Annotated in this window: 26 protein-coding genes; 10 read left to right on the forward strand and 16 right to left on the reverse strand. The window is 63.9% G+C overall.

The window, feature by feature from the left end:
- Nucleotides 1-6 precede the first annotated feature (6 nt).
- From ACQ4WY_RS16490 to ACQ4WY_RS16505, 4 genes are all read right to left on the reverse strand, one after another.
- Nucleotides 7-1,668, reverse strand: coding sequence for a methyl-accepting chemotaxis protein (locus tag ACQ4WY_RS16490; RefSeq protein ID WP_353659456.1), 1,662 nt, complete (start codon nucleotides 1,666-1,668; stop codon nucleotides 7-9).
- A 195-nt stretch (nucleotides 1,669-1,863) separates the two neighbouring features.
- Complete coding sequence (locus tag ACQ4WY_RS16495; protein WP_436504952.1) at nucleotides 1,864-3,972, reverse strand: EAL domain-containing protein; 2,109 nt, start codon at nucleotides 3,970-3,972, stop codon at nucleotides 1,864-1,866.
- 45 nt (nucleotides 3,973-4,017) lie between these two features.
- Nucleotides 4,018-4,461, reverse strand: a complete 444-nt coding sequence (gene yiaA / locus ACQ4WY_RS16500) for an inner membrane protein YiaA (RefSeq protein WP_436504953.1) — start codon at nucleotides 4,459-4,461, stop codon at nucleotides 4,018-4,020.
- 85 nt (nucleotides 4,462-4,546) lie between these two features.
- Nucleotides 4,547-5,494: a DUF808 domain-containing protein gene (locus ACQ4WY_RS16505; protein WP_436504954.1), complete on the reverse strand. Its 948-nt coding sequence runs from the start codon at nucleotides 5,492-5,494 to the stop codon at nucleotides 4,547-4,549.
- A gap of 183 nt (nucleotides 5,495-5,677) precedes the next feature.
- Between ACQ4WY_RS16505 and ACQ4WY_RS16510 the strand changes: the two genes are divergently transcribed.
- The 3 genes from ACQ4WY_RS16510 (at nucleotide 5,678) to ACQ4WY_RS16520 (ending at nucleotide 8,822) form a co-directional block, all read left to right on the forward strand.
- Nucleotides 5,678-6,319 (forward strand): LysE family transporter, encoded by a 642-nt coding sequence (locus ACQ4WY_RS16510; protein ID WP_436504955.1) that lies wholly within the window; start codon nucleotides 5,678-5,680, stop codon nucleotides 6,317-6,319.
- A 102-nt stretch (nucleotides 6,320-6,421) separates the two neighbouring features.
- Nucleotides 6,422-8,209, forward strand: coding sequence for a DUF6600 domain-containing protein (locus ACQ4WY_RS16515; RefSeq protein WP_436504956.1), 1,788 nt, complete (start codon nucleotides 6,422-6,424; stop codon nucleotides 8,207-8,209).
- 316 nt (nucleotides 8,210-8,525) lie between these two features.
- Nucleotides 8,526-8,822, forward strand: a complete 297-nt coding sequence (locus tag ACQ4WY_RS16520) for a DUF493 family protein (RefSeq protein ID WP_102122449.1) — start codon at nucleotides 8,526-8,528, stop codon at nucleotides 8,820-8,822.
- Here the strand turns inward: ACQ4WY_RS16520 and ACQ4WY_RS16525 are convergent.
- Complete coding sequence (locus tag ACQ4WY_RS16525) at nucleotides 8,815-10,014, reverse strand: multidrug effflux MFS transporter (RefSeq protein ID WP_436504957.1); 1,200 nt, start codon at nucleotides 10,012-10,014, stop codon at nucleotides 8,815-8,817. The two genes, ACQ4WY_RS16520 and ACQ4WY_RS16525, sit on opposite strands and share 8 nt — an antisense overlap.
- A 137-nt stretch (nucleotides 10,015-10,151) precedes the next feature.
- Between ACQ4WY_RS16525 and pdxR the strand changes: the two genes are divergently transcribed.
- The 4 genes from pdxR (at nucleotide 10,152) to ung (ending at nucleotide 14,254) form a co-directional block, all read left to right on the forward strand.
- Entirely contained in the window at nucleotides 10,152-11,624 is a 1,473-nt protein-coding gene (gene pdxR, locus ACQ4WY_RS16530) for a MocR-like pyridoxine biosynthesis transcription factor PdxR (protein ID WP_436504958.1), read from the forward strand.
- Between the two features lie 75 nt (nucleotides 11,625-11,699).
- Nucleotides 11,700-12,404 (forward strand): lipoyl(octanoyl) transferase LipB, encoded by a 705-nt coding sequence (gene lipB, locus ACQ4WY_RS16535; RefSeq protein WP_436504959.1) that lies wholly within the window; start codon nucleotides 11,700-11,702, stop codon nucleotides 12,402-12,404.
- 37 nt (nucleotides 12,405-12,441) lie between these two features.
- On the forward strand, nucleotides 12,442-13,449 hold the full coding sequence (gene lipA / locus ACQ4WY_RS16540; RefSeq protein WP_436504960.1) for a lipoyl synthase: 1,008 nt from the start codon (nucleotides 12,442-12,444) through the stop codon (nucleotides 13,447-13,449).
- Between the two features lie 142 nt (nucleotides 13,450-13,591).
- Nucleotides 13,592-14,254, forward strand: a complete 663-nt coding sequence (ung, locus tag ACQ4WY_RS16545; protein ID WP_436504961.1) for a uracil-DNA glycosylase — start codon at nucleotides 13,592-13,594, stop codon at nucleotides 14,252-14,254.
- Nucleotides 14,255-14,322: 68 nt separating this feature from the next.
- Here the strand turns inward: ung and ACQ4WY_RS16550 are convergent, their stop codons facing one another.
- The 4 genes from ACQ4WY_RS16550 to ACQ4WY_RS16565 form a co-directional block, all read right to left on the reverse strand.
- Nucleotides 14,323-16,479, reverse strand: coding sequence for a TonB-dependent receptor (locus ACQ4WY_RS16550; RefSeq protein WP_436504962.1), 2,157 nt, complete (start codon nucleotides 16,477-16,479; stop codon nucleotides 14,323-14,325).
- A gap of 90 nt (nucleotides 16,480-16,569) precedes the next feature.
- Nucleotides 16,570-16,914, reverse strand: a complete 345-nt coding sequence (locus ACQ4WY_RS16555; protein ID WP_436504963.1) for a hypothetical protein — start codon at nucleotides 16,912-16,914, stop codon at nucleotides 16,570-16,572.
- A gap of 69 nt (nucleotides 16,915-16,983) precedes the next feature.
- The gene (locus ACQ4WY_RS16560) at nucleotides 16,984-17,805 is read right to left on the reverse strand and encodes a helix-turn-helix transcriptional regulator (protein WP_436504964.1); all 822 of its coding nucleotides are present in this window, start codon (nucleotides 17,803-17,805) and stop codon (nucleotides 16,984-16,986) included.
- The gene (locus ACQ4WY_RS16565; RefSeq protein WP_436504965.1) at nucleotides 17,795-18,349 is read right to left on the reverse strand and encodes a YbhB/YbcL family Raf kinase inhibitor-like protein; all 555 of its coding nucleotides are present in this window, start codon (nucleotides 18,347-18,349) and stop codon (nucleotides 17,795-17,797) included. The genes ACQ4WY_RS16560 and ACQ4WY_RS16565 overlap by 11 nt, the downstream gene beginning before the upstream one ends.
- Nucleotides 18,350-18,567: 218 nt before the next feature.
- Between ACQ4WY_RS16565 and ACQ4WY_RS16570 the strand changes: the two genes are divergently transcribed.
- Together ACQ4WY_RS16570 and ACQ4WY_RS16575 are read left to right on the forward strand one after the other, a co-directional pair.
- Entirely contained in the window at nucleotides 18,568-19,725 is a 1,158-nt protein-coding gene (locus ACQ4WY_RS16570) for a PepSY-associated TM helix domain-containing protein (protein WP_436504966.1), read from the forward strand.
- A gap of 90 nt (nucleotides 19,726-19,815) precedes the next feature.
- Nucleotides 19,816-20,238 carry a PaaI family thioesterase gene (locus ACQ4WY_RS16575; protein WP_230540024.1) on the forward strand — a complete coding sequence of 141 codons (423 nt, stop codon included), beginning with the start codon at nucleotides 19,816-19,818 and terminating at the stop codon, nucleotides 20,236-20,238.
- A 2-nt stretch (nucleotides 20,239-20,240) separates the two neighbouring features.
- Here ACQ4WY_RS16575 and ACQ4WY_RS16580 read toward each other — a convergent pair whose 3' ends face one another.
- The 7 genes from ACQ4WY_RS16580 to ACQ4WY_RS16610 form a co-directional block, all read right to left on the reverse strand.
- A complete protein-coding gene (locus ACQ4WY_RS16580; protein ID WP_436504967.1) occupies nucleotides 20,241-20,936 on the reverse strand; it encodes an anti-sigma factor in 696 nt (231 codons plus the stop codon).
- Nucleotides 20,933-21,523 (reverse strand): sigma-70 family RNA polymerase sigma factor, encoded by a 591-nt coding sequence (locus ACQ4WY_RS16585; RefSeq protein WP_353659472.1) that lies wholly within the window; start codon nucleotides 21,521-21,523, stop codon nucleotides 20,933-20,935. The genes ACQ4WY_RS16580 and ACQ4WY_RS16585 overlap by 4 nt, the downstream gene beginning before the upstream one ends.
- A gap of 98 nt (nucleotides 21,524-21,621) precedes the next feature.
- Nucleotides 21,622-22,143, reverse strand: a complete 522-nt coding sequence (locus tag ACQ4WY_RS16590) for a peroxiredoxin family protein (RefSeq protein ID WP_436504968.1) — start codon at nucleotides 22,141-22,143, stop codon at nucleotides 21,622-21,624.
- 93 nt (nucleotides 22,144-22,236) lie between these two features.
- Nucleotides 22,237-22,923 carry a BON domain-containing protein gene (locus tag ACQ4WY_RS16595; protein WP_077398288.1) on the reverse strand — a complete coding sequence of 229 codons (687 nt, stop codon included), beginning with the start codon at nucleotides 22,921-22,923 and terminating at the stop codon, nucleotides 22,237-22,239.
- On the reverse strand, nucleotides 22,916-23,512 hold the full coding sequence (locus ACQ4WY_RS16600; protein WP_034752465.1) for a phosphoheptose isomerase: 597 nt from the start codon (nucleotides 23,510-23,512) through the stop codon (nucleotides 22,916-22,918). Before ACQ4WY_RS16600 ends, ACQ4WY_RS16595 begins: the two co-directional genes overlap by 8 nt.
- A gap of 57 nt (nucleotides 23,513-23,569) precedes the next feature.
- Nucleotides 23,570-23,929 (reverse strand): YraN family protein, encoded by a 360-nt coding sequence (locus ACQ4WY_RS16605; RefSeq protein WP_436504969.1) that lies wholly within the window; start codon nucleotides 23,927-23,929, stop codon nucleotides 23,570-23,572.
- Between the two features lie 19 nt (nucleotides 23,930-23,948).
- The gene (locus ACQ4WY_RS16610; RefSeq protein WP_436504970.1) at nucleotides 23,949-25,154 is read right to left on the reverse strand and encodes a penicillin-binding protein activator; all 1,206 of its coding nucleotides are present in this window, start codon (nucleotides 25,152-25,154) and stop codon (nucleotides 23,949-23,951) included.
- Between the two features lie 165 nt (nucleotides 25,155-25,319).
- Between ACQ4WY_RS16610 and rsmI the strand changes: the two genes are divergently transcribed.
- Entirely contained in the window at nucleotides 25,320-26,228 is a 909-nt protein-coding gene (gene rsmI / locus ACQ4WY_RS16615; RefSeq protein ID WP_166446200.1) for a 16S rRNA (cytidine(1402)-2'-O)-methyltransferase, read from the forward strand.
- Nucleotide 26,229 lies beyond the last annotated feature (1 nt).

Raw genomic sequence — 26,229 nt, forward strand, 5'->3', positions numbered from 1 at the left:
AAGGTGTTAGGCGGCCAGGCGTTTCAGAGCGGCGGGTTTGCCGGTGTTCGCGGCGCCTCCCTTGCCGCCAGGCATGACGACGCGGCGCGGTGGCGGCATCTTGCCGAAATTGAACAGGCTCACGGCTTGCGACAGGCTGGCCGCTTCTTCCGCCAGGCGCGTGGCGGCCGCGGCGGCTTCTTCCACCAGGGCCGCGTTTTGCTGTGTCACCTGGTCCATGTGGGCGATGGCCTGGTTGACCTGGTCGACGCCGATGCTTTGTTCGCGCGAGGCGATGGAAATTTCCTGCATGATGGCCGTCACCTGCTTGACCGAGCTGACCACTTGTTCCATGGTGGCGCCGGCGCGGTTCACCTGCAGCATGCCGGCGCCCACCTTGCCGACGGAAATTTCAATGAGTTGCTTGATATCCTTGGCCGCCACGGACGAGCGCTGCGCCAGGTTGCGCACTTCGCCCGCCACCACGGCGAAGCCCCGGCCCTGCTCGCCAGCCCGCGCCGCTTCCACGGCCGCGTTCAGGGCCAGGATGTTGGTCTGGAAGGCGATGCCTTCGATCAAGCCGATGATGTCGACGATTTTCTTCGACGAAGTGTTGATCTCGTCCATGGTGGTAATCACTTCGGCCACGATTTCGCCGCCCTGCACGGCCACTTTCGAGGCGGCCACGGCCAGCTCGTTCGCCTGCACCGAGTTGTCCGCGTTCTGTTTCACCGTCGACGAGAATTCCTCGATGCTCGAGGCCGTCTCTTCCAGGCTGGCCGCCTGCGATTCCGTGCGGCCCGAGAGGTCCATATTGCCGACGGCGATTTGCTTGGTGGCCACGGCCATGGTTTCCACGTTGATGCGCACGTCGCGGATGGTAGCGATCAGGTTGCTGTTCATCTGTTGCAGCGCGCGCAGCAATTGCCCCATTTCATCCGTGCTTTCCGTCTCGAAACTGCCCGACAGGTCGCCAGCGGCAATCGCCCGCGCACCGTTCAGGGCCTTGCCCAGCGGCTTGAGCACGGACATGCGCAAGGTGTACCAGAGGAAAACGTTGATCAGGAAGCCGAACAGGGTGGCGCCGAAGATGGCGTAATTGGTGATCTTGCCGCCGCTGGCAAACAGGCTGATGACGCACACCAGCAGTTGCAAACAGTTGACGATGGAAGTGGCGGCCCAGATGCGCAGGTTGAGCGACATGTGCGTCAGCTTGTGCAGCAAATGCGCCAGGCCCGGGCGCACGATCTGTCCGTTCTTGATGACGATGTTGCCGCCTTCCTTGTTGCGGATGGCCGCGTACGCTTCTTCGGCCGCCTTGACCTGGTCTTTGTCGGCTTTTACGCGCACCGACATGTAGCCGATGGTCTTGCCCGCTTCGCGGATGGGCGTGACGTTGGCGCGCACCCAGTAAAAGTCGCCGTTCTTGCAGCGGTTTTTCACCAGGCCCGTCCACGGCGTGCCGGCCTGGATCGAAGCCCACAGGTCGGCAAACGCTTCGGCCGGCATGTCCGGGTGGCGCACGATGTTTTGGGGCGAACCGAGCAGCTCTGCCTCGCTGAAGCCGCTGACCTGACTGAAGTACGGGTTCACATACACGATATTGCCGTTCATATCCGTTTTCGACACGATGGCCTGATCGTCCAAGACGAGGACTTCACGGTTAGTCACTGGCAAATTTTGGCGCATGGTCGCGGCTTCCTGATCAGTTAAAGAGCTAATTGGTGAGTAAGACTTGCACGATTGCAAGAATGGAGATCAGTGTAAGGAGTCGCCTGCGCAAATTTATTGATGTAGATCAAAATCCTCCAGATTGGTCGTGCTTGCACGCATTTAGGGATATCAATGCAGCATTGTTTTAAAGTTACTGGTTGCCGGCGGCGGCTAATCGATGCCCACCGTCAGCGGGCGCAGGTTGCCCACGGCGTAGCCTTGCGCGTAATCGATGCCCAGTTCGCGGATGACGGACAGGATTTCCGCGTTTTCCACGTATTCCGCCACCGTTTTCAAGCCCATCACGTGGCCCACTTCATTGATGGCCTTGACCATGGCGCGGTTGATGGCATTGGTGGTGATGTCGCGCACGAAGACGCCGTCGATTTTCAGGTAGTCGACGGGCAGCGCCTTCAGGTAGCCGAACGAGGAAAAGCCGCTGCCGAAGTCGTCGAGCGAGAAGCGGCAGCCCAGGGCCTTGAGCTGGCGCATGAATACTTGCGCCTTGGGCAGGTTGGCGATCAGGGCCGTTTCCGTGATTTCAAAGCAGATTTGCTCGGGCGCAATGGCGAACTGCACGAACTGCTCAGTGATGTAGTCGTGCAGGCCCGTGTCGGCCAGTGACATGCCCGACAGATTGACGGAGTACAGGGCCGGTGCGCGGCGCAGGCTTTCGGCCAGCGCGGCCAAAGGCGACTGGCTGTCGCGCACGCTCTGGATATGCGCGCACACGGCGTGGATGACCCAGCGGTCGATGGACAGCATCATGTCGTAGCGTTCGGCGGCGGGAATGAAGGCGCCGGGCAGTATCAAGTCGCCCTTGCTGTTGCGGATGCGGATCAGCACCTCTTCGTGGTGTTCCGGGCTGCCGTGCAGGTGCACGATGGGCATGGTGTACAGGCGGAAATAATCGTGTTCGAAGGCTTCGTTCAGGCGTGAAATCCACAGCATTTCGCCATGCCGCTGCGCCAGCATGACGTCGGACTCCTGGTACACGTGCAGGCGGTTGCGGCCCTGGTCCTTGGCCATGTAGCAAGCCTGGTCGGCGGCGCTCAGCAACTCGCTCATGGACTTGCTGTCCTGGTTGATTTCCACGATGCCGATGCTTACGCCCAGTTCGAAGCTGCGGTCATCCCAGGCGAAACGGAAATCGCGTACGGACTGTCGCAACTGTTCGCCGATCTGGCGCGCGTGGTCGAGCGGACAGTGAGGCAGCAGCACGCCCAGTTCGTCGCCGCCGAGCCGCGCCAGGATGTCGCTGTCGCGCATTCGCCCCTGCAGCATCTTGGCCAGCAACTGCAGCAGCACGTCACCGGCGCCGTGGCCGCTGGTGTCGTTGATGACCTTGAACTGGTCCAGGTCCAGGTACAGCAGCGCATGCATGTGGCCATCTTGCTTGGCTGTGTGCAGGGCGCCGGCCACCAGGTGCTCGAATTCGCGCCGGTTGATCAGGCCCGTCAGGGCGTCGTGTGTGGCTTGCCACGACAGTTGTTGGCTCAGCTTGCGCTCGTGGCTGACATCGCGAAACACGACGACGGCGCCGAGGATGTCGCCGTCGCACGACCAGATGGGCGCAGCCGATTCCTCGACGGCGATGCGCCGCCCTTCGCGCGTGATCAGCTGCGAGCGGGGGGAAATGCCGATGGCCTGGCGCTGTTGCAGGCAGCGCATGGCCACGTGCTCGAGTGCTTCGCCCGTGCGTTCGTCAGCCAGCGGCATGGTCTGGCCGATGTCCAGGCCCCGCGCCATGTCGTTGGTCCAGCCCGTCAATTGCTCGGCCACCCGGTTCAGGGAGCGTGTCTTGCCTTGCGGATCGGTAGTGATGACGCCGTCAGCGATGGAGCTGAGCGTGACTTCGGCCAGTTCCTTGCGCTCGGCGATCATGAGTTCGCGCAGTATGTGCTCTGTGACATCCCAGATGACGCCCAGGGTGCGCTCGGGATGGCCTCCACCATCCATGAAGACCTGCGCCTTGGCCGCCAGCCAGTGTTCGCTGCCGTCGGGCCAGATGACGCGGTATTGCAGGGCGTAGCCGCCGCGCCGGCGCACGCCGTCCTGCAGCACGCCGATCACCTTGTCGCGGTCAGCGGCATGGACGCAGTCGAGAAAGGCGGGGAAGGAATGCGTCACGGGGTGCTCCCCGAGGCCCAGCAGGGCCGCGCCCCTGGCCGACCAGATGACCGTGCCGTCGATGACCTGGCCAGCGACGATGCGCGAATCCCAGATGGCCATGTGCGCCGCTTCCAGCGCCATCTGCAAACGTTTCTGCTGGTCGCTCATCGCCCTCTCCCGATATGGATACAGGGATAGACACGCCGCCGGTGCTTAAGTTCCCGGCGCCTCGGCAGACGTGGCCGCAGAGGTGGCCGGCGCTGCGCGCGCCACGTCGCGCACGTTCTTTTGCACGGCCACGGCGGCAAACAGGCTGAGCAGGAATGCCATGGCATAAAAGCCCTTTTCGCTATTTTGCAGGGTGGCGTTCCACAGGCCCACAGTCAATAGCAGCAAGGCCAGCAGCACGGAAATCCAGCACAGGCCGAAATACATGCCCGTCACGGCGATGCCTTCGCTGCGGTCGCGCACGGATTTTTGCAGCGAGACGGCGGCGAACAGGCCGTACATGAGGAGCGTGAAGTAATAGCCCTTTTCGTTGAGGGCCATGCTGGCGTTCCACAGGCCGGACAAGTAGGTGATGGCGCCGATCAGCAATGCTGCCCAGGAGGCGCCGATAAAGGCGCTGCTGGGACGTTGGATGGGGGAAGTCTGCATAGGGTCTCCATGGGCAGGCAGGCGCCGCCGGCATGGCCGGGGCGGCAGGCACGGATGCGCCTGCCGCCCCATCAGACCAGAAAGCTTATTTGCTTGATTTGACCATGCGCAACAAAGCCGACACGGCCGTGACGCCGGCCAGCACCAGGCCACCGGCGATGAGGCCGGCCACCGCGTTGATCAGGCTGGGCGTGACGGCCGCCAGCACGGGGCCGATGCCGGCCACGCCGCCGACGGCTTCTTCTGCATGGTGCAGCATGGTGCTGGCCCACGGCCAGCCATGCGTCAAAATGCCGCCACCGACCATGAACATGGCCAGGGTGCCCACGACGGAGAGAAATTTCATCAGTTTCGGCGCTGCCGACACGAGCATGCGGCCAAAGCCGCGCACGCCATCCATCAGCGCGCCCGCGCCCTTGCGCGCCGCCAGGTAAAAGCCCGCGTCATCGAGCTTGACGATGCCGGCCACCAGGCCGTACACGCCTACCGTCATGATGAGGGCGATGCCGACGACGACGGCCACCTGCTCGGCGAAGGTGGCGGCGGCCACCGTGCCCAGCGCGATGACGATGATTTCGGCCGACAAAATGAAGTCGGTGCGGATGGCGCCCTTGATTTTGTCCTTTTCCAGCGCGACGAGGTCGACCTGCGGGTCGCGCAGCGCCTGTGCCAGCTCGGCCTTGTGGCTGTCGTCCGGGTGCAGGTATTTATGGGCGATCTTTTCGAAGCCCTCGAAGCACAGGTAGGCGCCGCCCACCATCAGGAGCGGCGTGATGGCCCACGGCGCAAACGCGCTGATGGCCAGCGCGGCGGGCACGAGGATGGCCTTGTTCTTCAGCGAACCGACAGCGACGGCCCACACGACGGGCAGTTCGCGATCGGCGCGCACGCCGGCCACTTGCTGCGCGTTCAGGGCCAGGTCGTCACCGAGCACGCCGGCCGTCTTCTTGGCGGCCACCTTGGTCATCAGGGAAACATCGTCGAGGATGCTGGCGATGTCGTCAAGCAGGGCCAGCAGGCTGGAGCCGGCCATCTCAGCACGCTCCCATGGCGGTGGCAGGGAATGGTGGAGCGAGGAAAGTGTTGTTTTTCATGATGTTATTCTTGGTTGTACGGCAAGGAAGTGTGTGACTGCGATCTTACCCCAGGGTGGGCCGGCAAGGCCGCACTGACCGGGTTAAAATTGCCTCTCATCCTCATTTTTTTTGGAAACCGCATGCACTTTGCCACCTGGATCACCTTTGTCATCGCCGCCTCCATCATCGCCGTCTCGCCCGGTTCGGGCGCCGTGCTGTCGATGTCGCACGGCCTGTCGTACGGGGTGAAGAAGGCCAGCGCCACCATTCTCGGCCTGCAGCTGGGGCTGCTGGTGGTGCTGGGCATCGCAGGCGCCGGCGTGGGCTCTTTGCTGCTGGCTTCCGAAGTGGCTTTCAATATCGTCAAGACGGTGGGCGCCTTGTACCTGATCTACCTGGGCCTGTCGCAATGGCGCGCCAAGGCGGCGGTGACGGGTGACCTGCATGCCGACGCCGTGGTGCCTTCCATGCGCCGGCGCGTGCTGACGGGTTTTTTGACCAATGTGACGAATCCGAAGGGCATCATCTTCATGGTGGCGGTACTGCCGCAATTCATCAGCCCGGCAGCACCGCTGCTGCCGCAGCTGCTGATCCTAGCCGTCACCATGTGCACGATCGATCAGATTGTGATGCACAGCTACGCCTTTTTAGCCTCGTCAATGCAGCGCTTTTTTCGCGATGCGCGCGCCGTGAAAAAGCAGAACCGCTTCTTTGGCGGCTTGCTGATGGCCGTCGGCGCAGCCCTGTTCTTCGTCAAGCGCGGTGGCCAGGCGGCGGCCTGAAACAGGTCAACATGCAAACATTTGTAAGCCCGCTTGCGATGCCCGCCCGATGCGGATGTAATCGATAGCAATCATCCTTGTAAGTCCTGCTGGAGCGCTGCCATGCGTCCGACCCTGTCCTTCCCCTTCCTGAACACCGTGTGCGCCGTGCTGCTGTCGTCGGCGTGCTCGCTGGCCCTTGCCGAAGATCCACCCGCCCGCGTGGGCCGCATTTCCACCGTCGAAGGGCAGGTGCTGGTGCGCGCCGGCGATGGCGAGGCGCAAAACGCCCTGCTGAACTGGCCCGTCACGACGGATAACCGGCTCAGCACCATGCGCGGCGCGCTGGCGGAATTTCGCGTGGGTGCGGCCGCCGTGCGCCTCGATGGCGATTCCGAGCTGGAAGTGAGCGAGCTTGATGACGACAGTTTCAAATTGCACCTTGGCTATGGCACGGTCAGCGTGCGCGTGCGCAACCCCGATGCGCTGCGCGGCTTCGAACTGACCACCGCCCAGGTCCGCGTGATCCTGACCCAGCCGGGCTGGGTGCGCATCGAGGCGGGGCGCCAGCCCGGCACCAGCGTCGTCAGCGTGCTCGACGGAGCGGCCGACGTGGATGGCGCGACGGGCAGCGTGACCTTGCGTGCCGGCAAGCGCGCCGAGCTGACGGACGAGGAATTGCGCACGGGCGCCTTGCAGAGGATCGCCTTCGACAACTGGCCCGAAGCCTTGCCCGCCGCCGCGCCGGCCTTGCGCTATGTCACGGACGATACCACCGGCTATGAAGAGCTGGACCGCTATGGCGCCTGGCAGGAGGACGCGGAATACGGCCCCTTGTGGCTGCCCAGCACGGTGCCGGCCGGCTGGGCGCCGTACAGCGACGGGCGCTGGACGTGGATCGCGCCATGGGGCTGGACCTGGGTCGACAATGCGCCGTGGGGCTATGCGCCCTCGCATTACGGCCGCTGGGTGCTGCTGGGCCATCGCTGGGGCTGGGCCCCGGGCCGCGAGCGCGGCCGCGTACCCTGGGCGCCGGCGCTGGTGGGCTGGGTGGGCGGCAATCATGGGCCAAATTCCGGGCCGCAACATGGCCAGCGTCCCGGCGTGGGCTGGTTCCCCCTGTCGCCGCACGAGCGCTATGTGCCCGGCTACCGCACCAGCGCGGACTATGAGCGCCGCATCAATCGCGTGGCCGACGGGCGCCGCCCTGTGGCGGGCGAGCGCGAACGCCGTGCAGGCATGACGATGCTGCCGGGAGAGCGTTTTGGCGGGCAGCGCACGGTCGACGTGCCGCGCCGCAACCGCACCACCATGCCGCCGCCCGTCATGCAAAGCATGCCCTTGAGCACGCCGCCTGCACCAGCGGGTAATTGGCAGCGCCCCGTCGAGGCGCCGCGCCAGCAAGATGGTTTCCGTCGCGACTGGGTCAACCGCCCTGGCCGCTTGCAGACGGACGATGGCCAGACGCATATGGCGCCGCGTCCCATGCAGCCGAACCGGCCGCCCGTGCCGCAACAGCCGCCGGTGCCGGCTCAGCCCGTGATGCCGGCCATGCCGGCCTTGCCACCCGTGCAAGACCAGGTGGCGCATCCCGGGTGGCGTGGCGAGCAGCGGTCCCGCGCCGAGCGGCCGCAGCCGCGTCCCGTCATCGAGCGTCCCTTTGATGCGCCCCGTCCGGACCGCGGAGAACGTGGCGGCCGTCGCGAAGTGCTGCAGACGGCGCCACCGCCGTCCTTGCCTTCCCCGCCGCCCGTGGCCCAGCCGCGGCCCGCGCCGCCGCCGATGCCGGCCCCTGCCGCCCGTCCGCCCCAGGAGGCGCGCAGTGCCGAGCGTCCCAATCCGCCGCGTGAGCGCAACAATGAGCGCGGCAATCCCGGCCGCAATGGCCGGATGCCGGAAGTGGAGCGCTGACGGCCGTGCCGTCTGTCGCGCCGTATCGACGTTCAAGCCGCAAAATGCGCAGTTCGTCACATGCCAGATGTAAAGTCGCCTCGGTTTGTCTACAGTACGACCACTGCTTATCCTCCAAGTGACAGCATCGACTTTTCCGGCTATTTTGTCCAAACGAAATAGTTTTCGCCAGCTTACAAAGCTGGCTTTTTTTTTGCCTTGCCGTGTGTGCCATGGCGGCGGGCGCAGCCGCCCTCAAAGTTGGCTACAATACGTTTTTATGCAGCCGCCGCGCGATAAGCGCTGCCTGTTCTGACCGGCACTGATTGGATTTCCTATGCAAACGACCCCACCCACCGAAGTCACGATTCCTCCCAGCGAATCGCTGATCGAATACCCGAGCGACTTTCCCATCAAGATCATGGGCCCGACGCATGTCGACTTCGCACCGACCATGCTGGAACTGGTGATCAGCCACGATCCGACCTTCCACGTGGGCCGCATGGAAGAGCGTCCATCGCCCAAGGGTAATTACACGGGCCTGACCGTGACCGTGCGCGCCATCAGCCGCGAGCAGCTCGACGCCCTGTACATGGCGCTGTCGGGCCACCCGATGGTCAAGATCGTCATGTAAGACATGCTGTTGCCCTGGCGGGCTGGCGTTTCGTCAGCCGCCACACGAGGGCAAAGGCCGCGCTGGCCGCCGCCGTCACCCATAGCAGGGGTTTTTCGCTGCCGTCCGTGATGGCGGCGATGACGGCGCCGCAGGCGGCCGTGATGAGCATTTGCACGAAGAAGAACAGGCCCGAGGCGCTTCCCGCCTGGGCGCCATACGGCTGCAGCACGGCCAGCTGGCAGGCCGGGATGGCCATGCCCACCGACACCATCACCAGCAGCATGGGCGCCACCAGCGAGGCCACGTGCTGCGGCGCCAGGCTGCCTGCCAGCAACAAGCTGGCCGCACCCGCCACATTGATCAGCACCGCCACGCCCAGCATGGTATCGGCGCCCAGGCGCGGTCCCAGCGCGCGAAACAGGCTCGATCCCGCCACATAGCCGCTGACCGTCAGCGCGAACACCAGCGCATACGCGTGCGGCGACAGATGCATGCCCCTTTGCAACAGCACGGACGATTCCGCGATGAAGGGGAAATACGTGCAATACACACAGCCGATGGCCAGCGCATAGCGCAGGAAATACGCGTCGCCCAGCAGGCGGCGGTACAGCGCCAGGGTATTGCCTTGTGGCACGGCATCGGCTGGTTTGGTTTCCGGCACATACGCGGCGATCAGCCCCAGCGACAGCGCGCCCAGCAGGCACAGTACGCCAAACACGGCGCGCCAGCCGAACGCCGCATCGAGCACGCTGCCGGCCAGTGGCGCCAGTATCGGCGACAAGCCCATCACCATCGATATTCTGCCCAGCATGCGCGCTTGCGTGGCGGGGTCGAAGCGGTCGCGCACCATGACTCTGCCGATGATGGTGCCGCTACAGCCGCCGAACGCCTGCAGCACGCGCGCGGCGATCAGCACGTGGACGTCGGAGGTTACGCTGCAGACGATGCTGGCGAGCACATAAATGCCCGTGCCGGCCAGCAGCACGGGACGGCGTCCGTAACGGTCGGCCAGCGGCCCGCAGGCAAGCATCGAGGCGGCCGAGCCGGCCATGAACAGGCTCAGGGTCAGTTGTAGCTGGGCATCGCTGGCGTGCAGGGCATCGGCCATGGCCGGCAGCGAAGGTAAATAGATGTCGATGCTGATGCGCGACAGGCAGACCAGCAGCAGCACGATGCCGCCCCAGGCCCATAAAGCGATTTGTTTCTGCATTGTTTTACACGATCCTCTCATGTGCTCCCTCATGCGTGCGCCCCGCTGGCGCAGCAGAACGGTGAGAGTAGAATGTTTGTGGTGTAATGCGAAGTGCCAGTCATCAGAAAATTCATTGGACCACTTGGACGATTATTATGCCGCGAGGAAAATCACCGCACGCCCTGGACTTGCCTCGTCCCACCAGCTGGCTCGACAAGGCGGGCGTCAACAAGCAGGATGGCGCGTATGAAGCGCTGCGCTCGGCCATCCTGACGAAGATGCTGCCGGCGGGCAGCCGTTTGCCGTCCAGCCGCACCCTGGCCGAACGGTGGGAGTTGTCGCGCGGCACCATCGAAACCGTGTTCGACCGCCTGCACGCGGAAGCGTATGTGACGCGCGTGCCCGGCTCCGGCACGCGCGTGTGCGCCGTGGTGCCGGAGCGCTTTTTGATGGCAGGATTGGCAGACGCCACCCCGGTCGGGCCATTTTCCGAGCCGGTTCCTGTGTCCGATACGGGCGTGCGCGACGGCTTGCCGTTCGTGGCGCGGCGCGCCGACGCCAGCCTGTTTCCCATGGCCGCCTGGTCCAAGTGCGCTACGCGGGCGCTGGCGGCCGCCACGCCGGAGCAGCTGTGCAGCGCCGATCCTGCCGGCCTGCCCCAGCTGCGCCAGCAGATCGCCGACTTTCTCGCCAAGTACCGCGGCATCCGCTGCGACCCGCAAGACATCGTTGTCACGACCGGCATCCGCCACGCGATCGACTTGCTGGCGCGCAGCATCGTGCGCGATGGCGACAAGGTTTGCCTGGAAGAGCCCGGCTACCCGGCCGCGCGCGCCCTGTTCGCCCTGGCTGGCGCCGTGCCCGTGGACATTGCCGTCGACGCCGAGGGCATCGATTGCGCCGCCCTGGCCGCGCACGCAGACGCCAGCCTCGCGTACGTGACGCCGGCGCACCAGTCGCCGCTGGGCGTGACCATGTCCGTCACGCGCCGCCTGGCCTTGCTGGAATGGGCGAACGACCACGGCGCCTGGGTGGTGGAAGACGATTACGACAGCGAATTCAATTACCAGAGCGCGCCGCTGGCGGCCCTGAAGGCGCTGGACCAGTACCAGCGCGTGATTTATTGCGGCAGTTTCAACAAGACCCTGTTTGCCGGCCTGCGCGTGGGCTTCATGGTGCTGCCGCCCGCCTTGCGCCCGCAGTTGCTGCGCACTCTGCAGTTGACGGGCCGCTCCGTGGGCGTGACGGAGCAGCTGGCGCTGTCCGCCTGGATGGAGGATGGCGCCTTCGTGCGCCATTTGCGCCAGGCGCGGCTGGCCTACAAGGAGCGGCGCGACCTGCTGCTGGCCTGCCTCGAGCAGACGGCCCCCGGGCGCTACGCGGTGACCGGCCAGCAGGCGGGTTTCCATTGCGTACTGTGGCTGCCGCCGGGCAGCGACGAGCGGGCGTTTTGCGCGCGCGCGGCGCAGGAGGGGCTGGCGCTGCAGCCGCTCGGTGACTTTTGTCACAGTGCAAAGCTGGCGCCGGCCGTGCTGCTCGGCTATACGGCCCTGAATGCCGCCCAGATACGCCATGCCGCTCAAAAATTAGGCAGATTGCTGCTGTTGCCGGCGCCCGAGGCTGAATGAAACGGCAGCCTGGCTTATAATCACGGCTTCGCCGCAGCGTCCCCAGGGCGCCGGCAGCTGATTACAGAATCTGTCATGACCACCACCCGAACCGAAGCGGCGCTGATCCGCGAGCTGGGCCGCGTCGATTACGAGCCGACCTTTGCCGCCATGCGCACCTTTACCGACGCGCGCACGACAGACACGCGCGACGAACTGTGGATCGTCGAGCATCCGCCCGTGTTCACCCTGGGCCTGGCGGCCGACCGCGGCCATTTGCTGGCTGGCGCAGAGAATGTGCCCGTGGTGCAGACGGACCGTGGCGGCGAAGTGACGTTCCACGGCCCCGGCCAGGTGGTGATTTACCTGTTGATGGACTTGCGCCGCAACAAGCCGGGCGGCAAGCTGTATGCGCGCCAGTTCGTGCATAAAATCGAGCAAGCCATCATCAACGTGCTGGCGGCGTATAATCTCGCTGGCGAGCGCATCGATGGCGCGCCTGGCATCTATATTGCCGGCGGGCCAAGCAAGGGTGCGAAGATCGCCGCGCTGGGCTTGAAAGTGCGCGGCAACGGCTGCACCTACCATGGCGTATCGCTCAACGTGGCGATGGACCTGGCGCCGTTTTCCTGGATTAACCCCTGCGGCTATTCCGGCCTGAAGACGGTGGACATGCGCAGCATGGGCGTGTCGGTGCCGCTGGCCGAGGTGCAGCGGGCCCTGGCCCATGAATTGACCGTATTACTCGATGTAAGCGAAGTAAACAGCGCCGCAGGCGCGCCTCAGGCAGCGGATGCCTGAGCAAACAAACCAACATGCCCCTCAAGGGCTTGCAGCCATGACTTCTGAGACCATTTCCAGCACCGCCCCCGCCGCTCCCGCCTACAACCCGAGCGAAAAGCAAAAAGGCGCCAGCAAGACTTCGCGCATCCCGATCAAGATCATTCCGATCGAGCAAGTCGAGCGCCTGAAAAAGCCGGACTGGATCCGCGTCAAGGCCGCCTCGGCATCGACCCGTTTCTATGAAATCAAGGACATCCTGCGCGAAAACAAGCTCGTGACGGTGTGCGAGGAAGCCAGCTGCCCGAACATCGGCGAATGCTTCGGCAAGGGTACGGCCACCTTCATGATCATGGGCGACAAGTGCACGCGCCGTTGCCCGTTCTGCGACGTCGGCCATGGCCGCCCGGACCCGCTGGACAAGGACGAGCCGTCGAATTTGTCGAAAACCATCGCCAAGCTGCGCCTGAACTACGTCGTCATCACCTCCGTCGACCGCGATGACTTGCGCGATGGCGGCGCCGGTCATTTCGTCGAGTGCATCCAGCAAACGCGCGCCCTGTCGCCGAACACCCGCATCGAAGTGCTGGTGCCCGACTTCCGTGGCCGCCTGGAAAAAGCCCTGAACCTGTTCAAGGATGGCTTGCCAGACGTCATGAACCACAACCTGGAAACGGCGCCGCGCCTGTACAAGGAAGCGCGCCCTGGTTCGGATTACATGCACTCGCTGAAATTGCTGAAAGATTTCAAGGCCATGTACCCGGACGTGAAGACCAAGTCCGGCATCATGGTGGGCCTGGGCGAGACGGACGAGGAAATCCTGCAAGTGATGCGCGACATGCGTGAGCACGACATCGACATGCTGACCATCGGCCAGTACCTGGCGCCATCGAACAGCCACTTGCCTGTGCGCCGCTACGTGCACCCGGACGTCTTTAAAATGTTCGAGGAAGAAGCGTATAAAATGGGCTTCACCCACGCCGCCGTGGGCGCCATGGTGCGCAGCTCGTACCACGCGGATGAACAGGCGCACAGCGCCGGCGTGGAATCGGCGCTGAATTTCTAAGCACCTTGCGCCACATCAAAGCCACCTGCTCATGCTGGTGGCTTTTTTTTGCCTGTTCGTATCGTGTCCACCTCATGCGGCTGAGCGTCCTATACTGACATGCTGAAAAAGCATGGTTGACGAATAGGCTATGAGGTGAGGCATGGACGTACGCATCGACGCATCGTGGAAGGCGCGGCTGGAGGGCGAGTTTTCCCAGCCTTACTGGGAACGCCTGGCCGCCTTCGTGAAGCAAGAGTACGCGGCAGGGCCGTGTTGTCCGCCGGGCAAGTACATTTTTCGGGCGTTCGACCTGACGCCGTTCGAGCAAGTCAAGGTGGTGATCCTGGGGCAAGACCCGTATCACACGCCCGGCGCGGCCATGGGGCTGTGTTTTTCCATTCCCGAAGGCACGCCGCCGCAGCCGAGCCTGCAGAATATCTTCAAGGAATTACATAGCGACGTGGGTGTGGTGCGCATGCGCACGGATTTGTCCGACTGGGCCGAGCAAGGGGTATTTTTGCTCAACAGTGTGCTGACCGTGCGCGCCGGGACGGCCGGTTCGCACGCGGCCAAGGGGTGGGAAAAGCTGACGGACAGCGCAATCCGCCACCTGGCCGCCGAGCGGAGTAATCTTGTTTTCATCCTGTGGGGCGGGCATGCGCAAGCCAAGCGGCCCCTGATCGACCCCGGCAAGCACCTGGTGCTGACGGCGCCGCATCCGTCGCCCTTGTCTGCCAGCAAAGGTTTCTTCGGCAGCAAGCCGTTCAGCCTGGCGAATGCCTACCTGCAAGCGCATGGCCAGGCGGCCATCGCCTGGGCATAATTCCTGGAACCGTACGGCAACCGACAGCGGCAGGCGTTGCTCCCTGCCGCTGTCTTCGCGCGTAACTCTTAAAAGCTGGTCGACAAGCCCGCGTAGAGGCTGCGGCGGGCGCCGTATTGCGGCGCCCCCACGCCTACGCCGGAACCGTCGCGCAGCAGGTACGATTTATCGAACAGATTGATCAGGGCCAGGCGTCCTTCCACCTTGCCGACGGGCGTGTTTTTCCACGTGTGCGTGAGTGCCGTGTTGACGGTGAAGTAACTCGGCAAATGGCCGGAATTGGGCGCGCCGCCGTCCGGCGTCATGCGCAGGCCGCTACCGTACAGGAAGTCAGCGCTCACTTGCGAATCGCCAAAGTGATAATGGCCGCCGCCGGACAGCGTGTATTTCTGGTCATGATCGAGGTAGACATAGTGCTTGCTGATGTAGCTCAACTCATCGGCACCAAACAGGGCCTGGCCCGAATTGATGTTGCGTCCCTGCGCCTTTTGCGTGCTGGCGTTGAGGAACAGGCCCCAGTTTTTCTCGCTGTAGATGGCGGATAACTCCAGGCCCTTGGCGTAGCCGTCCGCATAGTTGAATGGCGTCAAGATCAATGCCTGGCCGAACTGGCCTTCATCCAGCAGGTTGTTGATCTTTTTATAGTACACGTCGGCCGTCACGGTCAGTTTCGCATTCACCTGATGGCTGATGCCGACGTCGTAGTAATGCGTGCGCTCGGCCTTGACGTTATCCGACTGGCCGATTTCCGGCGCATTCGTCGTGTTCGCGTACAGGTCGATGCTGCCTTGCGCCGCCAGTTCCTGCGGCGGCGGCGTGAAGTAGCGCGAATAGCCCGCGTGCAGGGCCGTGCCTGGCGCGATCTGGTAGGCCAGGTTGACGCGGGGGCTCCATTGCTGCTCGCTCGTGTAGGCCGAGACCTTGTCGAAACGGGCGCCATAGTTGAGGGTCAGGGGCTTGCTGATATGCCATTCATCCTGCAGGTAAAAACTGGCCAGGGTGCCCGTCTTGCCGCTGTTGTCGGCAATACTGATCGGCGTGCTGGCGCTTTGCACCCCGTCAATACTCGGGAAGACGGCCACCGTGTTGTCGCTGGCCGTCTTCTGGCGCGTGTAGGCCAGGCCCGCGCGCACGGTGTGGTCCTGGTGCACTTTGTAGCCGATGTCGAATTGAAAGCCCGAGGCGCTGTTAGCGCGGCGCGAGTCCGAGGCCACGCCGTTGTAGATCAGGTCGCCAATGGCATCGGGCGTGAAGTGCAGTTCCGAATACTGGTGGAAGGCGGACACCTGGTAATTGACGTCGCCCAGACTTTTCTGCAGCGACAGCACGAGGAAGCGGTTCACCTCGCGCTGGTTTTCATTCAATTGCGACGACGGCAAGCTGGACGTGCCTGCCTGCGCATCGCTGTGGCCATCGAGCGAGAAGGCGGGCGCCTGGTTCGGATTGTTGGGGATCTGGAAGCGGCCATTATAGGTGCCGAACATGGCGCCCAGGCGGGTATTGTCATCGAGGAAATACGACAGGCTGCCGAACGACTTGTTCTGGCGCGTCTTGTCGTGCAGGGCGCTGCGCGTGGCTTGCGGGTTTTCCACGCCCAGTGCATTGCCCAGGTAGCTGCCGGACAGGTAGTAATTGAACTTGCCGACGCTGCCGAAAAATTCGGCACTCGGTTCCACATGGTCGTGGCTGCCGACCATGATGCCGATCCGCCCGCCCGGCGTCATGCCGCCCTCCTTCGTTTCAATATCGACGATGCCCGCCGTGCGCAGGCCGAACTGGGCCGGCAAGGCGCCCGTCATGAAATCCGTCTTGTCGATCAGGCGCGTGTCGATGGACTGGCCGAAGCCGCTGATGCTTTCCGGCAACTGCACGCCATTGATGCGGTATTGCACGTTGGCATGGTCGTCGCGCACATGCAGGGCGCCCGAGCCCTTCGAATCCTGCGATACGCCCGGCAGGCGCAGCAGCACTTCATTGAATGGCGTATTGTCGCCCTGGCCCAGCATGTCGACCATGTGGCTGTCGATGCTGTAGATGGTGGTGCCGACTTTCGGCGACAGCTCGATGCGCGCGCTTTTCAAATGGGCGGACGTAACTTCGACTTTTTGCATGTCTTGTGGGGCGGCATCGGTATTGGCCTCGGCAGGCTCGGCGGCATGGGCGGAAACGGTAAACAGGCTGGCAAGGGCGAGCGACAGCGCGCTCAGGCGTGGTGTGTGTTGCATGGTAAACCTCGAAAATAGTCAACGCCAGGCGGCACGGCGCGCGTCAAAACACGGCGGTGCAGCCCGAAAAATGGATAAACAGCGTGGGAACTACAGTGAGGCGGCAGGTGGGCCGCGCACGGGCGGCAGGATGAGGGCGGCAACGGGCGCCAGGGTGGCGGGCGCGATGGGCAGCAAGCGGTACGGCAGTAATTGGGCGGGCGGCTCGACGATGGCCGGCGGCACGGCGATATCGGCCACCTTGTCGATGACCGTGGCGCATAGCGCGCACTCTTCCGCGTCGAGCGTCGTCTTGTGCAGGTGCGAGGCGGCTGTCGACAGCAGGAACACGAGGGCCAGCGCACTGAACAGGGCCACGCACAGCTGCCACGGCGTGCGCGCGAGGGCGGCGGCACCGTGATGAGCAAGCTTGCGGGTGGGCTGGCGGGAAGACATGGGCGCATAGTAGCAAGAAAATCGCTACGTTGTCAGCGCTTGTTGCAATTCATTTGCGCTAGGGCGAGCTTACAGGGTGGCGCGCAAGTCGCGCGGCGACAGGCCGTAGTGCTGGCGGAAGCGGGCCGCGAAGCGCGACGGCGAGGCGTAGCCGCAGGCGGCCGCGATGTCGCTGATGGGTAAGATGCCAGACTGCAATTCCTGCAAGGCCAGCCCCAGGCGCACGTCTTCCAGGATGGTACGGAAGTGCCGCTGTTCCAGGGCCAGCTGGCGGCGCAGGGTGGAGGCGCCCAGATGCAGTTTCGATGCCACCTTGGCCACGCTCCAGTCTGCGCCCGGGTCCAGCAGCAGCACTTGCTGCACGCGCGCGGCCAGCGGATCGCGGCGGTCCAGCACCAGCGGGCCGCAATGGCCACCCAAGGCCAGGGCCAGCAGCAAGCCTTCGGCCTGGTGCGCCAGCAGCGCGGGCGGGCTGTTTGTGGCCAGGCTGGCCATCAGTTGGTCCCAGGCCAGCGCCGCATGCACGTCGAGCGGCACGCACAGGCTGGCCGTGGCCGCCTGGTGCAGCTGGGCATCGACGAGGCCGCCATGGCGCGCACGAAAACGGGCGATCAGGGCAGGTGAAAAACTCAGCACTTCCGCCAGGTAGCCTTGCACGCCGGGCAGGTTGGCCACGCCCAGTTCCTGCCCCGCCGGCATCAGCACTACGTCGTGCGTGCCTGCGCGCGCCTGGCGCCCACCCCATTCCAGCAGCTTCGTTCCCTGCCGCACGCGGCACAGGGCGCTCTGGAAGACGGGGACGCGGCGCAGGGTTTGTGCGCGGCGCGCCTCGATGGTGCCATGGGCGATGCGCAGTTCGCTCAGGGCCACCGCGTCCATTTCATCTGCCATACAGTCCCGTCAGCTGCGCCTTGCCCAGCGCGTTGGCGTTGAGCATGTAGCCGAGCATGGCGCCGCTGGCCTGCTGATCCAGTGGCAGCTTGCCCACGCTCAAGGCCCACACGGTGATCTGGTAGCGGTGCGCCTTGTCGCCGGGCGGCGGGCAGGCGCCGCCGTAGGCGCTGTCGCCGAAATCGTTGCGTCCTTGCACGGCGCCCGCTGGCAGGGTAGCCGCCGTTGTTCCCGCAGGCAAGGAGTTGGTGGTGGCGGGCACATTGAACACGCTCCAGTGCCACCAGCCGCTGCCGGTAGGCGCGTCAGGATCGTACAGGGTGATAGCGTAGCTTTTTGTCCCTGCTGGCGCGTTGTGCCACGACAATTGCGGCGACAAGTTGCCGCCCGCGCAGCCAAAGCCCTGGAACACTTGCGCGGCCGCCAGGGTCTGGTCAGGGGCGATGTCGCTGCTTGTGACGTTGAATTCGGCGGCGTGGGCACCCAAGTGCAGCAGTGAGCTAAGCAGGCCCAGCGTGATGGCGCGGAAGTGGGAGGGGGTCATGGTTTTCCTTTCGATAAGTATAGGGGAAAGTGTATGCCGTGCAATACTTACCCGCGATGCCGATGCGCTCGACTATGGTGCTGAAACGCTCGTTTTCACTTAATTTCAATGTCGCCATGAGCGTGTTGTTTGGTTTCCCGCTTTCTGACCGCGCATGATTTTCACTGTGGGCCTTTCATGCTATCGTTCCGCAGCCCAAATTTCCCCGAGTCACCTCCATGTCCCAACGCCCGATCAAGTGGTTGTTTGCCAAGCTGCACCTGTATGCGGGCCTGTGGTTCGGCGCCCTGTTCGTCCTGCTGGGCTTGACGGGTTCCGCCATCGCCTGGATGCCGGAGCTCGACGCGTATCTGAATCCGAATTTGCTGCAGGCGAGCACGCCCGCGCCTGGCCAGGTGTTCCAGGTCACGCCGCGCACGCTGCAAGCGGTGGTGGACACGCTCGCGGCCGACCCCGCCTACGGCAAGCCGAGCCAGCTCAATCCGCCCGCCGATGCGCGCGACGTGTATGTGGCATCGTACCGCCAGCCAGCCAAGCCATCCTCCTTCAGCCAGGCCATCGTGCGCCAGGTGATGGTCGACCCTTACACCCTGCAGGTGAAGGGGGAGCGCGACTGGGGCCGTTTTGGCCTCACGCGCCCCTTGTTCATGTCGGGCATGTTTCATCTGCACCGCTATTTATTGTCCGGCGAGGTTGGCAAAACCATTACCGGCATCTCCGGCGTGATGCTGCTGCTGATGGCCTTGAGCGGCATCTACCTGTGGTGGCCGCGCTTGCAGTGGACGGCGATCAAGCGGGCCTTGACGGTGTCGCATGGCGGCTCCTGGCCCCGCTTCAACTACACGATGCACAAGGCGGCCGGCTTCTTTGCCGCGCCCGTGCTGGCCATCCTGGCCTTTTCCGGCATCTATTTCAATTTGCCGCAGTTGGTGGTGCCGCTGGTAGACCTGGTGTCGACGGTGCCCGATACCGTCAAACTGAAGAATGTGGCCCTGGACGGCGCCCTGCTCGATGCGGGCCAGGCGATGGCCGCCGCGCAGCAGCTGTATCCGCAGGCGCGCGTGTCGCGCATTGTGCTGCCGGCGAAAAAGGACCAGCCGTACGAGATCCGCGTGCGCCAGCCGGACGAAATCGCCCACGGCGACGGCGCCACGCGCATCACCCTGGACGCGCGCAGCGGCTTGCCCCTGCGCATACGCGATCCCTTGCGGGCGCCGGCCGGTGACGTTTTCCTGGGCTGGCAATTCCCCCTGCATTCGGGCCAGGCGTTTGGCGTGGCCGGACGCAGTTTTATTACGGTGTTTGGCCTGATGCCGCTGCTATTCATGCTGACGGGGACTCTGGTGTGGTGGAAACGGCGGCGTGGCCGGAAATAAGCACCCGCCAAACTGATGCGGGGAAAGTTGCTATCATCATAGTATTTTCCGGCAGATCCGCTTTCCGGACTCACCCGCACAAGGACCAGCATGAGCAATCCCGACATCACCGTAGCAATGTTGAATGAACGCGGCACCGGCCGCCTGCCCGGCCACCTGGGCATCGTTATCACGGCCGTGGGCGACGGCCAGTTGACGGCGGAATTGCCCGTGCTGCCGCATTTGCTGGCGCCGAATGGTTATCTGCACGCGGGTAGCGTGGTGACCCTGGCCGACACGGCTTCCGGCTATGGCTGCATCGTCAACTTGCCCGAAGGTGCCAACAATTTCACCACCATCGAGCTGAAATCGAACCACCTGGGCACGGCCCGCGAAGGCACGCTCACCTGCACGGCGAAAGTCGAGCACAAGGGCCGCAACACGCAGGTGTGGGATGCTGTGGTGAAAAGCAAGGAAACGGGCAAGACGATTGCCCTGTTCCGCTGCACGCAGATGATTCTGTATCCCAAATAAGACTACATTTTTATCCAGTTACCCTTGTAGAGAATTGGCCCCGTCGGTCCGTTCGGATCGGGCGAACCGCCTTTCGGTTCCAGGGTAACGGCCAGCAGGGCCACGTCGCTGCCGATGGCCCGCTGCGACAGGGCCAGTTTTATATTGCCCTTGTCGGCCAGCAGGCCCAGCGAACGGGGGGGGCCGCTCTTCGGCACGGCCCACAGTTCCAAATCCTTATCGCTCGGCACGGGCGCGTTGCCCACCATGCGCACCTCGAGCGCGCCGTGGCGGCTGTCGGCCGTCAGCAGCAGGGCCGTTTGCGCTTTCTCATCCGTCAGGCTGGCCACATAGCTGATTTGCGGCGCGTCCAGCAGGCGCGTGGCCACGACGATCACCAGCAAGGCGGCGATGGCGCTCGAGGCCATGCCCAGCGAACGCCAGAACGACAGCGAATCGCGCCATAGCGACCATCCGCCTTGTGGCGCCAGGTGCAAGCGCTGCTCGATCTGTTGCCAGACGCGCTTGGGCGGCGCCACGGGCGTGGCAAATTCCGCCATCGGTTCCAAACGCTGGCGCCATTCGGCCGTGATATGGCGCAAGTCGGCGTCGTTGTGCAGCCAGCCTTCGAAACGCCGCCGCGCGCCCCCTTTCAGGGTGCCCAGCACGTATTCGGACGCCAGTTTCTGGCGCAGACTGTCATTACCGCGGCTATTCATGATGCCTCCCGTTTCGCCAGGCACGTGCGCAGCCGTTCCAGGCTGCGGCGTATCCAGGTCTTCACGGTGCCGATCGGCAGCGACATCTGCTGCGCCACTTCGCTGTGCGACAGGTCATGATAGAACGCCAAGGCGACCACCTGCCGGTGCAGCCCTTCCAGGGCCGACATGCAAAACGCCAGCGCCTTGGCGTCACCGCTCAGCTGCAGTGATTCGATCGGTGTGGCCTGGGGGTCTCGGAGTGCATTCATGACTTCGCTATCAAACTGTTCGGCATCGATTTCCACGGTATCGTCGCTGCGCCGCAGCACATCGAACGCCTTGTTGCGCACGATGGTGGCCATCCAGGTCATCGGCGCGGCCAGATGGCTCTGGTAAGCGGCGGCGTTGTTCCAGATGGCGACGAAACCCTCTTGCAAGGCTTCTTCAGCGAGCTCTTGCTTATGCAATATACGCAGCGCGAAGCCAAACAGTTTCGATGAGGTGGAGTTATATAGTTGGCGGAACGCCTTGGCGTCCTTGTTGCCGGCGGCAAGCAGCCAGGCTTTGAGTTGCTGCGGGTCGGGCTGTTGGGCGGCAAGGGACACGGCTGGCCTTCACAAGGTGAATGGGATCACGCATGGGAAGGTTATAACAGATTGGCAATACCTGGCAACAGGGTTGTGTACCGTGTTTGTGCGCTGTCTTAGCCGGCGATGGCGGTTTCCAGCAACTTGTGCAGTTCGGCAAACTCCGGCTTGCCCACATAGCGCTTGAGGATCTTGCCCTGCTTGTCGAGCACGAAGGTGGTCGGTGTGAGGGCCACGTCGCCATAGGCCTTGGCCGCCTCGCCCGTCACGTCGAGCGCCACCTTGAACGGCAACTGGCGCGTTTCGGCAAAGTTCAGCACGTAGTTGGCTGGATCGTATTTCATGGCCACGGCCACGAATTCCAGTCCCTGCCCCTTGTACTTGTTGTAGGTGTCGACCATCTCCGGCATTTCCGCCACGCAGGTGGTGCACGAGGTGGCCCAGAAATTGACCATCACGACCTTGCCGCGCAGGCTGGCCGAGGTGATTTTCTCGCCATGGATGCCGTGGAACGTCACGTCCGGCGCGCTTTGCTTGTCATTCAGCGACAGGTAAGCTGCCGCCGCCACGCCCGCCACGAAGACGGCGATGAGGGCTGGCTTGAGCCAGGACTTGCTTGCGGAGGGCGAAGTTGACATGGTTTTCATTTGAAAAGCGCGGCGATGCGGCCACGATGTGACTATTATAGCCGCCGCATCGTCGCCGTGCCCTAGGTCGGATGGCGGAGGCGCTTACTGTTGTACGGTATCGCTGACCGTGCTTGTCGTGCGCTGCTGCGGCGGATCTGGCTGCAACTGCTTCAGTTCTGCTTCCGAAATGTAGTCGAACAGCTTGACCACTTTCTGCACGCCTCCCACGCCGCGCGCCACATCGGCCGCCACCGTGCCTTCGCGCTGGGTGACCCGGCCCATCAGGAAGACGGTGGCATTCTCGGTGACGACCTTGAACGAGGCCGCCGAGATGGTTTTCATGTCGACCAGGCTGGCCTTGACCTTGGTAGTGATCAGCGCGTCGTTCGAGCGCGAGGTGTAGCTGGCCGGGCCGGCGATGATCAGTTCATTGGCCACCGATTCCACGCCCTCGATATTGCGCACTTCGCGCTCGACGGCATTTTTCATCGCCTCGTCGCGCACTTCGCCCGTCAGCAGGACGCGGCGGTTGAAGCTGGTGACATTCACATGGCCGACGTCGCCGACGATGGAGGGGATGCGTGACTCGCCTTTGAGGGCGATCGACTTGTCTTCGGTCTGGGCGCCCAGGGTGCGGCGGTCCGCTGCGGCAACGCCGCCCATCACGGCGCCACCGACCATCAATTCGATGCAGCCGGTGAGCGAGGTGAGCATGGCGCCGCACAAGAGTGCGGTGGCCAGCGGGCGTTGTACGCGTTTCCAGCCTGGGCCAGTACCGAATTTAGTCATTCACGTCTCCTCCGAATAGGGCGACATCGATGCCGTCGCAGATGCAATGTATGGTGGTCAGATGGACTTCCTGGATGCGCGCCGTGCGCTCGGCCGGCACGCAGATATGCACGTCGGCGTCCGTCAGCATCTTGCCGATGGCGCCGCCGTCCTTGCCCGTCAGCGCCACGACGCGCATTTCGCGCTCGAGCGCCGCTTCCACGGCGGCCATCACATTGGCCGAATTGCCCGATGTGGAGATGGCCAGCAGGATGTCGCCGGCCTGGCCGAAGGCCTGCACCTGTTTCGAGAAGATCTCGCGGTAGCTGTAGTCGTTGGCCACGGCCGTCAGGATCGACGTATCCGTCGTCAGCGCCAGGGCCGGCAGCGGAAAGCGCTCGCGTTCGAAGCGTCCCACCAACTCGGCCGCGAAATGCTGGCAGTCGGCAGCGGAACCGCCGTTGCCGCAGGCGAGGATCTTGTTGCCGTTGGACAATGCATAAAACATCAGGTCGATCGCCTGCGCAATGGGTTGCGCCAGTACGGTGGCGGCCTGGATCTTGAGTTCGGCACTTTCGTGGAAGTGCGAGAGGATGCGTTGATTATTCATAGTCTGCCGATTATAGTGCAGGCGCGCGGCATGGCGGACAAGCACTGTTAAAAATGCTTACATATCGAGGATGTTCTTCAGCCAGCTGATGCGCCCGCCATCGATGGCCAGCGCGTCGAAGCGGCAAGGCGGCAGCGTCTTTTGTCCTTGCAGCCAGGTTTGTGCCGCGTGCACCATGCGCCGCTGCTTGGCTGGCGTGATGCTGGCCAGGGCGCCGCCAAAGGTTGTACTGCTGCGTAGCCGCACTTCCACGAAGACGATGGATGCGCCATCGCGCATGATCAGGTCCAGCTCGCCGCCCTTGCACAGATAGTTGCGTTGTAGCAGCACCAAGCCTTGCAACAGCAGATACGCGAGCGCATCGTCTTCCCCTTGCCGTCCCCGTGCCTGTTTATTCTGGAACGGCAGGGGTGGCATGGCGCGCTCTTGCGTGCTCTTATTGGGCAGGCGGCACGGCGACAGGCGCGGTTGGTGGCCAAGTGCCCAGCACGCCCTGCTGGTAGATGGCGGCTTGCTCCGTGCGTTCGAACACGCTTTGATCGTTTTCAAAGCGCACGGCCAGGCGGCCCGTCACTCCATCGAGGGTAAATGGCGCGTTCGGCCGCAGCGCCACTTCGCGCGCCACGCGGAAGGCATCGATGCCCAGCGCGTACAGGCGTTCCATGTCGGCCGTCAGGCGGCGTTCGGCAGTCTGCTCGGGCTGTGGATACACCATCACTTGCGGATGGTCGCGCTGGACTTGCCACGGCAAGTCCAGCAGGCGCGCACCGTCGAGCTCGGGACCGCTGGCGCCGCGCCCCGTGCCGGGATTCAATGACGAGGTGCCATACAGGGGCAGATCGCTGCCGATGGCCACGCGCAGCTGGCGCGCCTGGTCGGCGTCGAGCGCGGCAAACAGCAGGCCTGGCGGCGTGGCGGCCAGGCGCGCGCGCAGTTGCACCAGCTCGGCATCGCTCAGGTAGCCATTCGTGGCCGTCAAGTCCATCGTCTCTATCTTGCCGCCCTGGCGCAGCCATTCCTGCTTGAAGGCAGCGCTGATGCGGCGCTGCGAGGGCGAACCTGCCGACAGGATCAGTGCGCTGGCGCCTGGCTGCTCGCTGGCGGCCCAGGCGGCTACCTGGCGCGCTTCGGCCTCGATCGACAGGCCCATCACCAGCAGCTTGGCCGGCAGGCGCGCGTCGCCGCGGTTGTCCGGGTGGTTCAGGGCGATCGTGGGTTTACGCACCAGGTCACTATTCGCCACGGCTGTGACGGCCGAGCGCGACAAAGGCCCTACGACGATGTCCTGTTCTTCCTGTGCTTGCGCAAACTTGTTCAGGACGTCGCTGCTGCCATCGCCCGTGTCGATCACCGTCACTTCGAAGCCGCTGCGGTCGCGTTCATACGCGGCCATGAAACCGGCGCGCAGCAGTTCGGCGGCCGGGCCCAGTGACGCCGAGCGCAGCGGCAGCAGCAGGCCGATGTGGTGGGCCTTGCCGTCGGACGGCGCCGGTGCCGTGGCGGCCGGCATGTCCTGCGGCGTGCCGGTCGCCGGCTTGGTGTTGATGGGCGCCAACGGCGCACCGTTTCCGTCGTACGCGGTAATATCGGGCACGGCCACGGCAAACGTCACCGGTTCGGGCGGTTGCGGCTTGGGCGGCACGGGCGGTGGAAGCGGCTTCGGTGGCGGCAGCGCCCTTGTGTTAGATTCAATAGGCGCGCACAATTGCCCGGGCGCGTCGCAAGGCGTGCTGCAAGCGCTCAGCATGCCGGTCGCGGCACAAACAAGCAGTAACTTCACACTATTAGCAAGCATTTAACCTCCAAAATGACCGTACAAGAAATCAGTTCCATCGCCAGCCTGCCCATCATGACAGAGGCGGCGCACCAGGTCTATCCTATCGCAACATTGTATATAGTGGCCACGCCGATCGGCAATGTGACCGATATCAGCCTGCGCGCGCTGCATTTGCTGAGCCTTGCCGATGCCGTCGCCTGTGAAGATACGCGCAACACGGCGCACCTGCTGACGCGCTTTGGCTTGAACAAGCCATTGATTGCGGCACATCAACATAACGAACGCGAAGTGGCGCAAACCTTGATTGCCCGCCTGCACGCCGGCGAGCGCATCGCCCTCGTTTCCGATGCTGGTACGCCGGCCGTTTCCGACCCCGGCGCGCGCATCGTCGACGCCGTGCGCGCGGCCGGCCTGCGCGTGCTGCCTTTGCCCGGCCCCTCGGCGGCGATTACAGCCATTTCCGCCAGCGGCTTACTCAATGATCAGTTTTACTTTGTCGGCTTCCTGCCGGCGAAAGCCAAGCAGCGCGAAAACATGCTGCACAGCCTGCGCGGCGTGACGGCCACGATGGTGTTTTATGAAGCGCCGCACCGCATCCTCGATTGCGCCACGGCCCTGGTGGAAGCGTTCGAGCCCACGCGCCAGGTGGTGTTCGCGCGCGAGCTGACGAAAATGTTCGAGGAAATCCACCGCTGCCCCCTGTCCGAAGCGGAAAGCTGGATACGCGCCGATGCGCACCGTGAAAAGGGAGAATTCGTCGTCCTGCTCGAAGGCGCCACGGAAGCACAGGACGCGGAAGACGTGGAAGCGGAACGCATCCTCAATATCCTGCTGGCCGAATGCAGCGTCAAGCAGGCGGCAAATTTGACGGCGCAGATCACGGGGCGCAAGAAAAATGCCCTGTATGAGCGGGCGTTGCAGTTGAAGGGGCAGGAATAAG

The sequence above is a fragment of the Janthinobacterium salmonicoloratum genome (genome assembly GCF_051380845.1).
Lineage (GTDB): Bacteria > Pseudomonadota > Gammaproteobacteria > Burkholderiales > Burkholderiaceae_D > Janthinobacterium > Janthinobacterium lividum_F.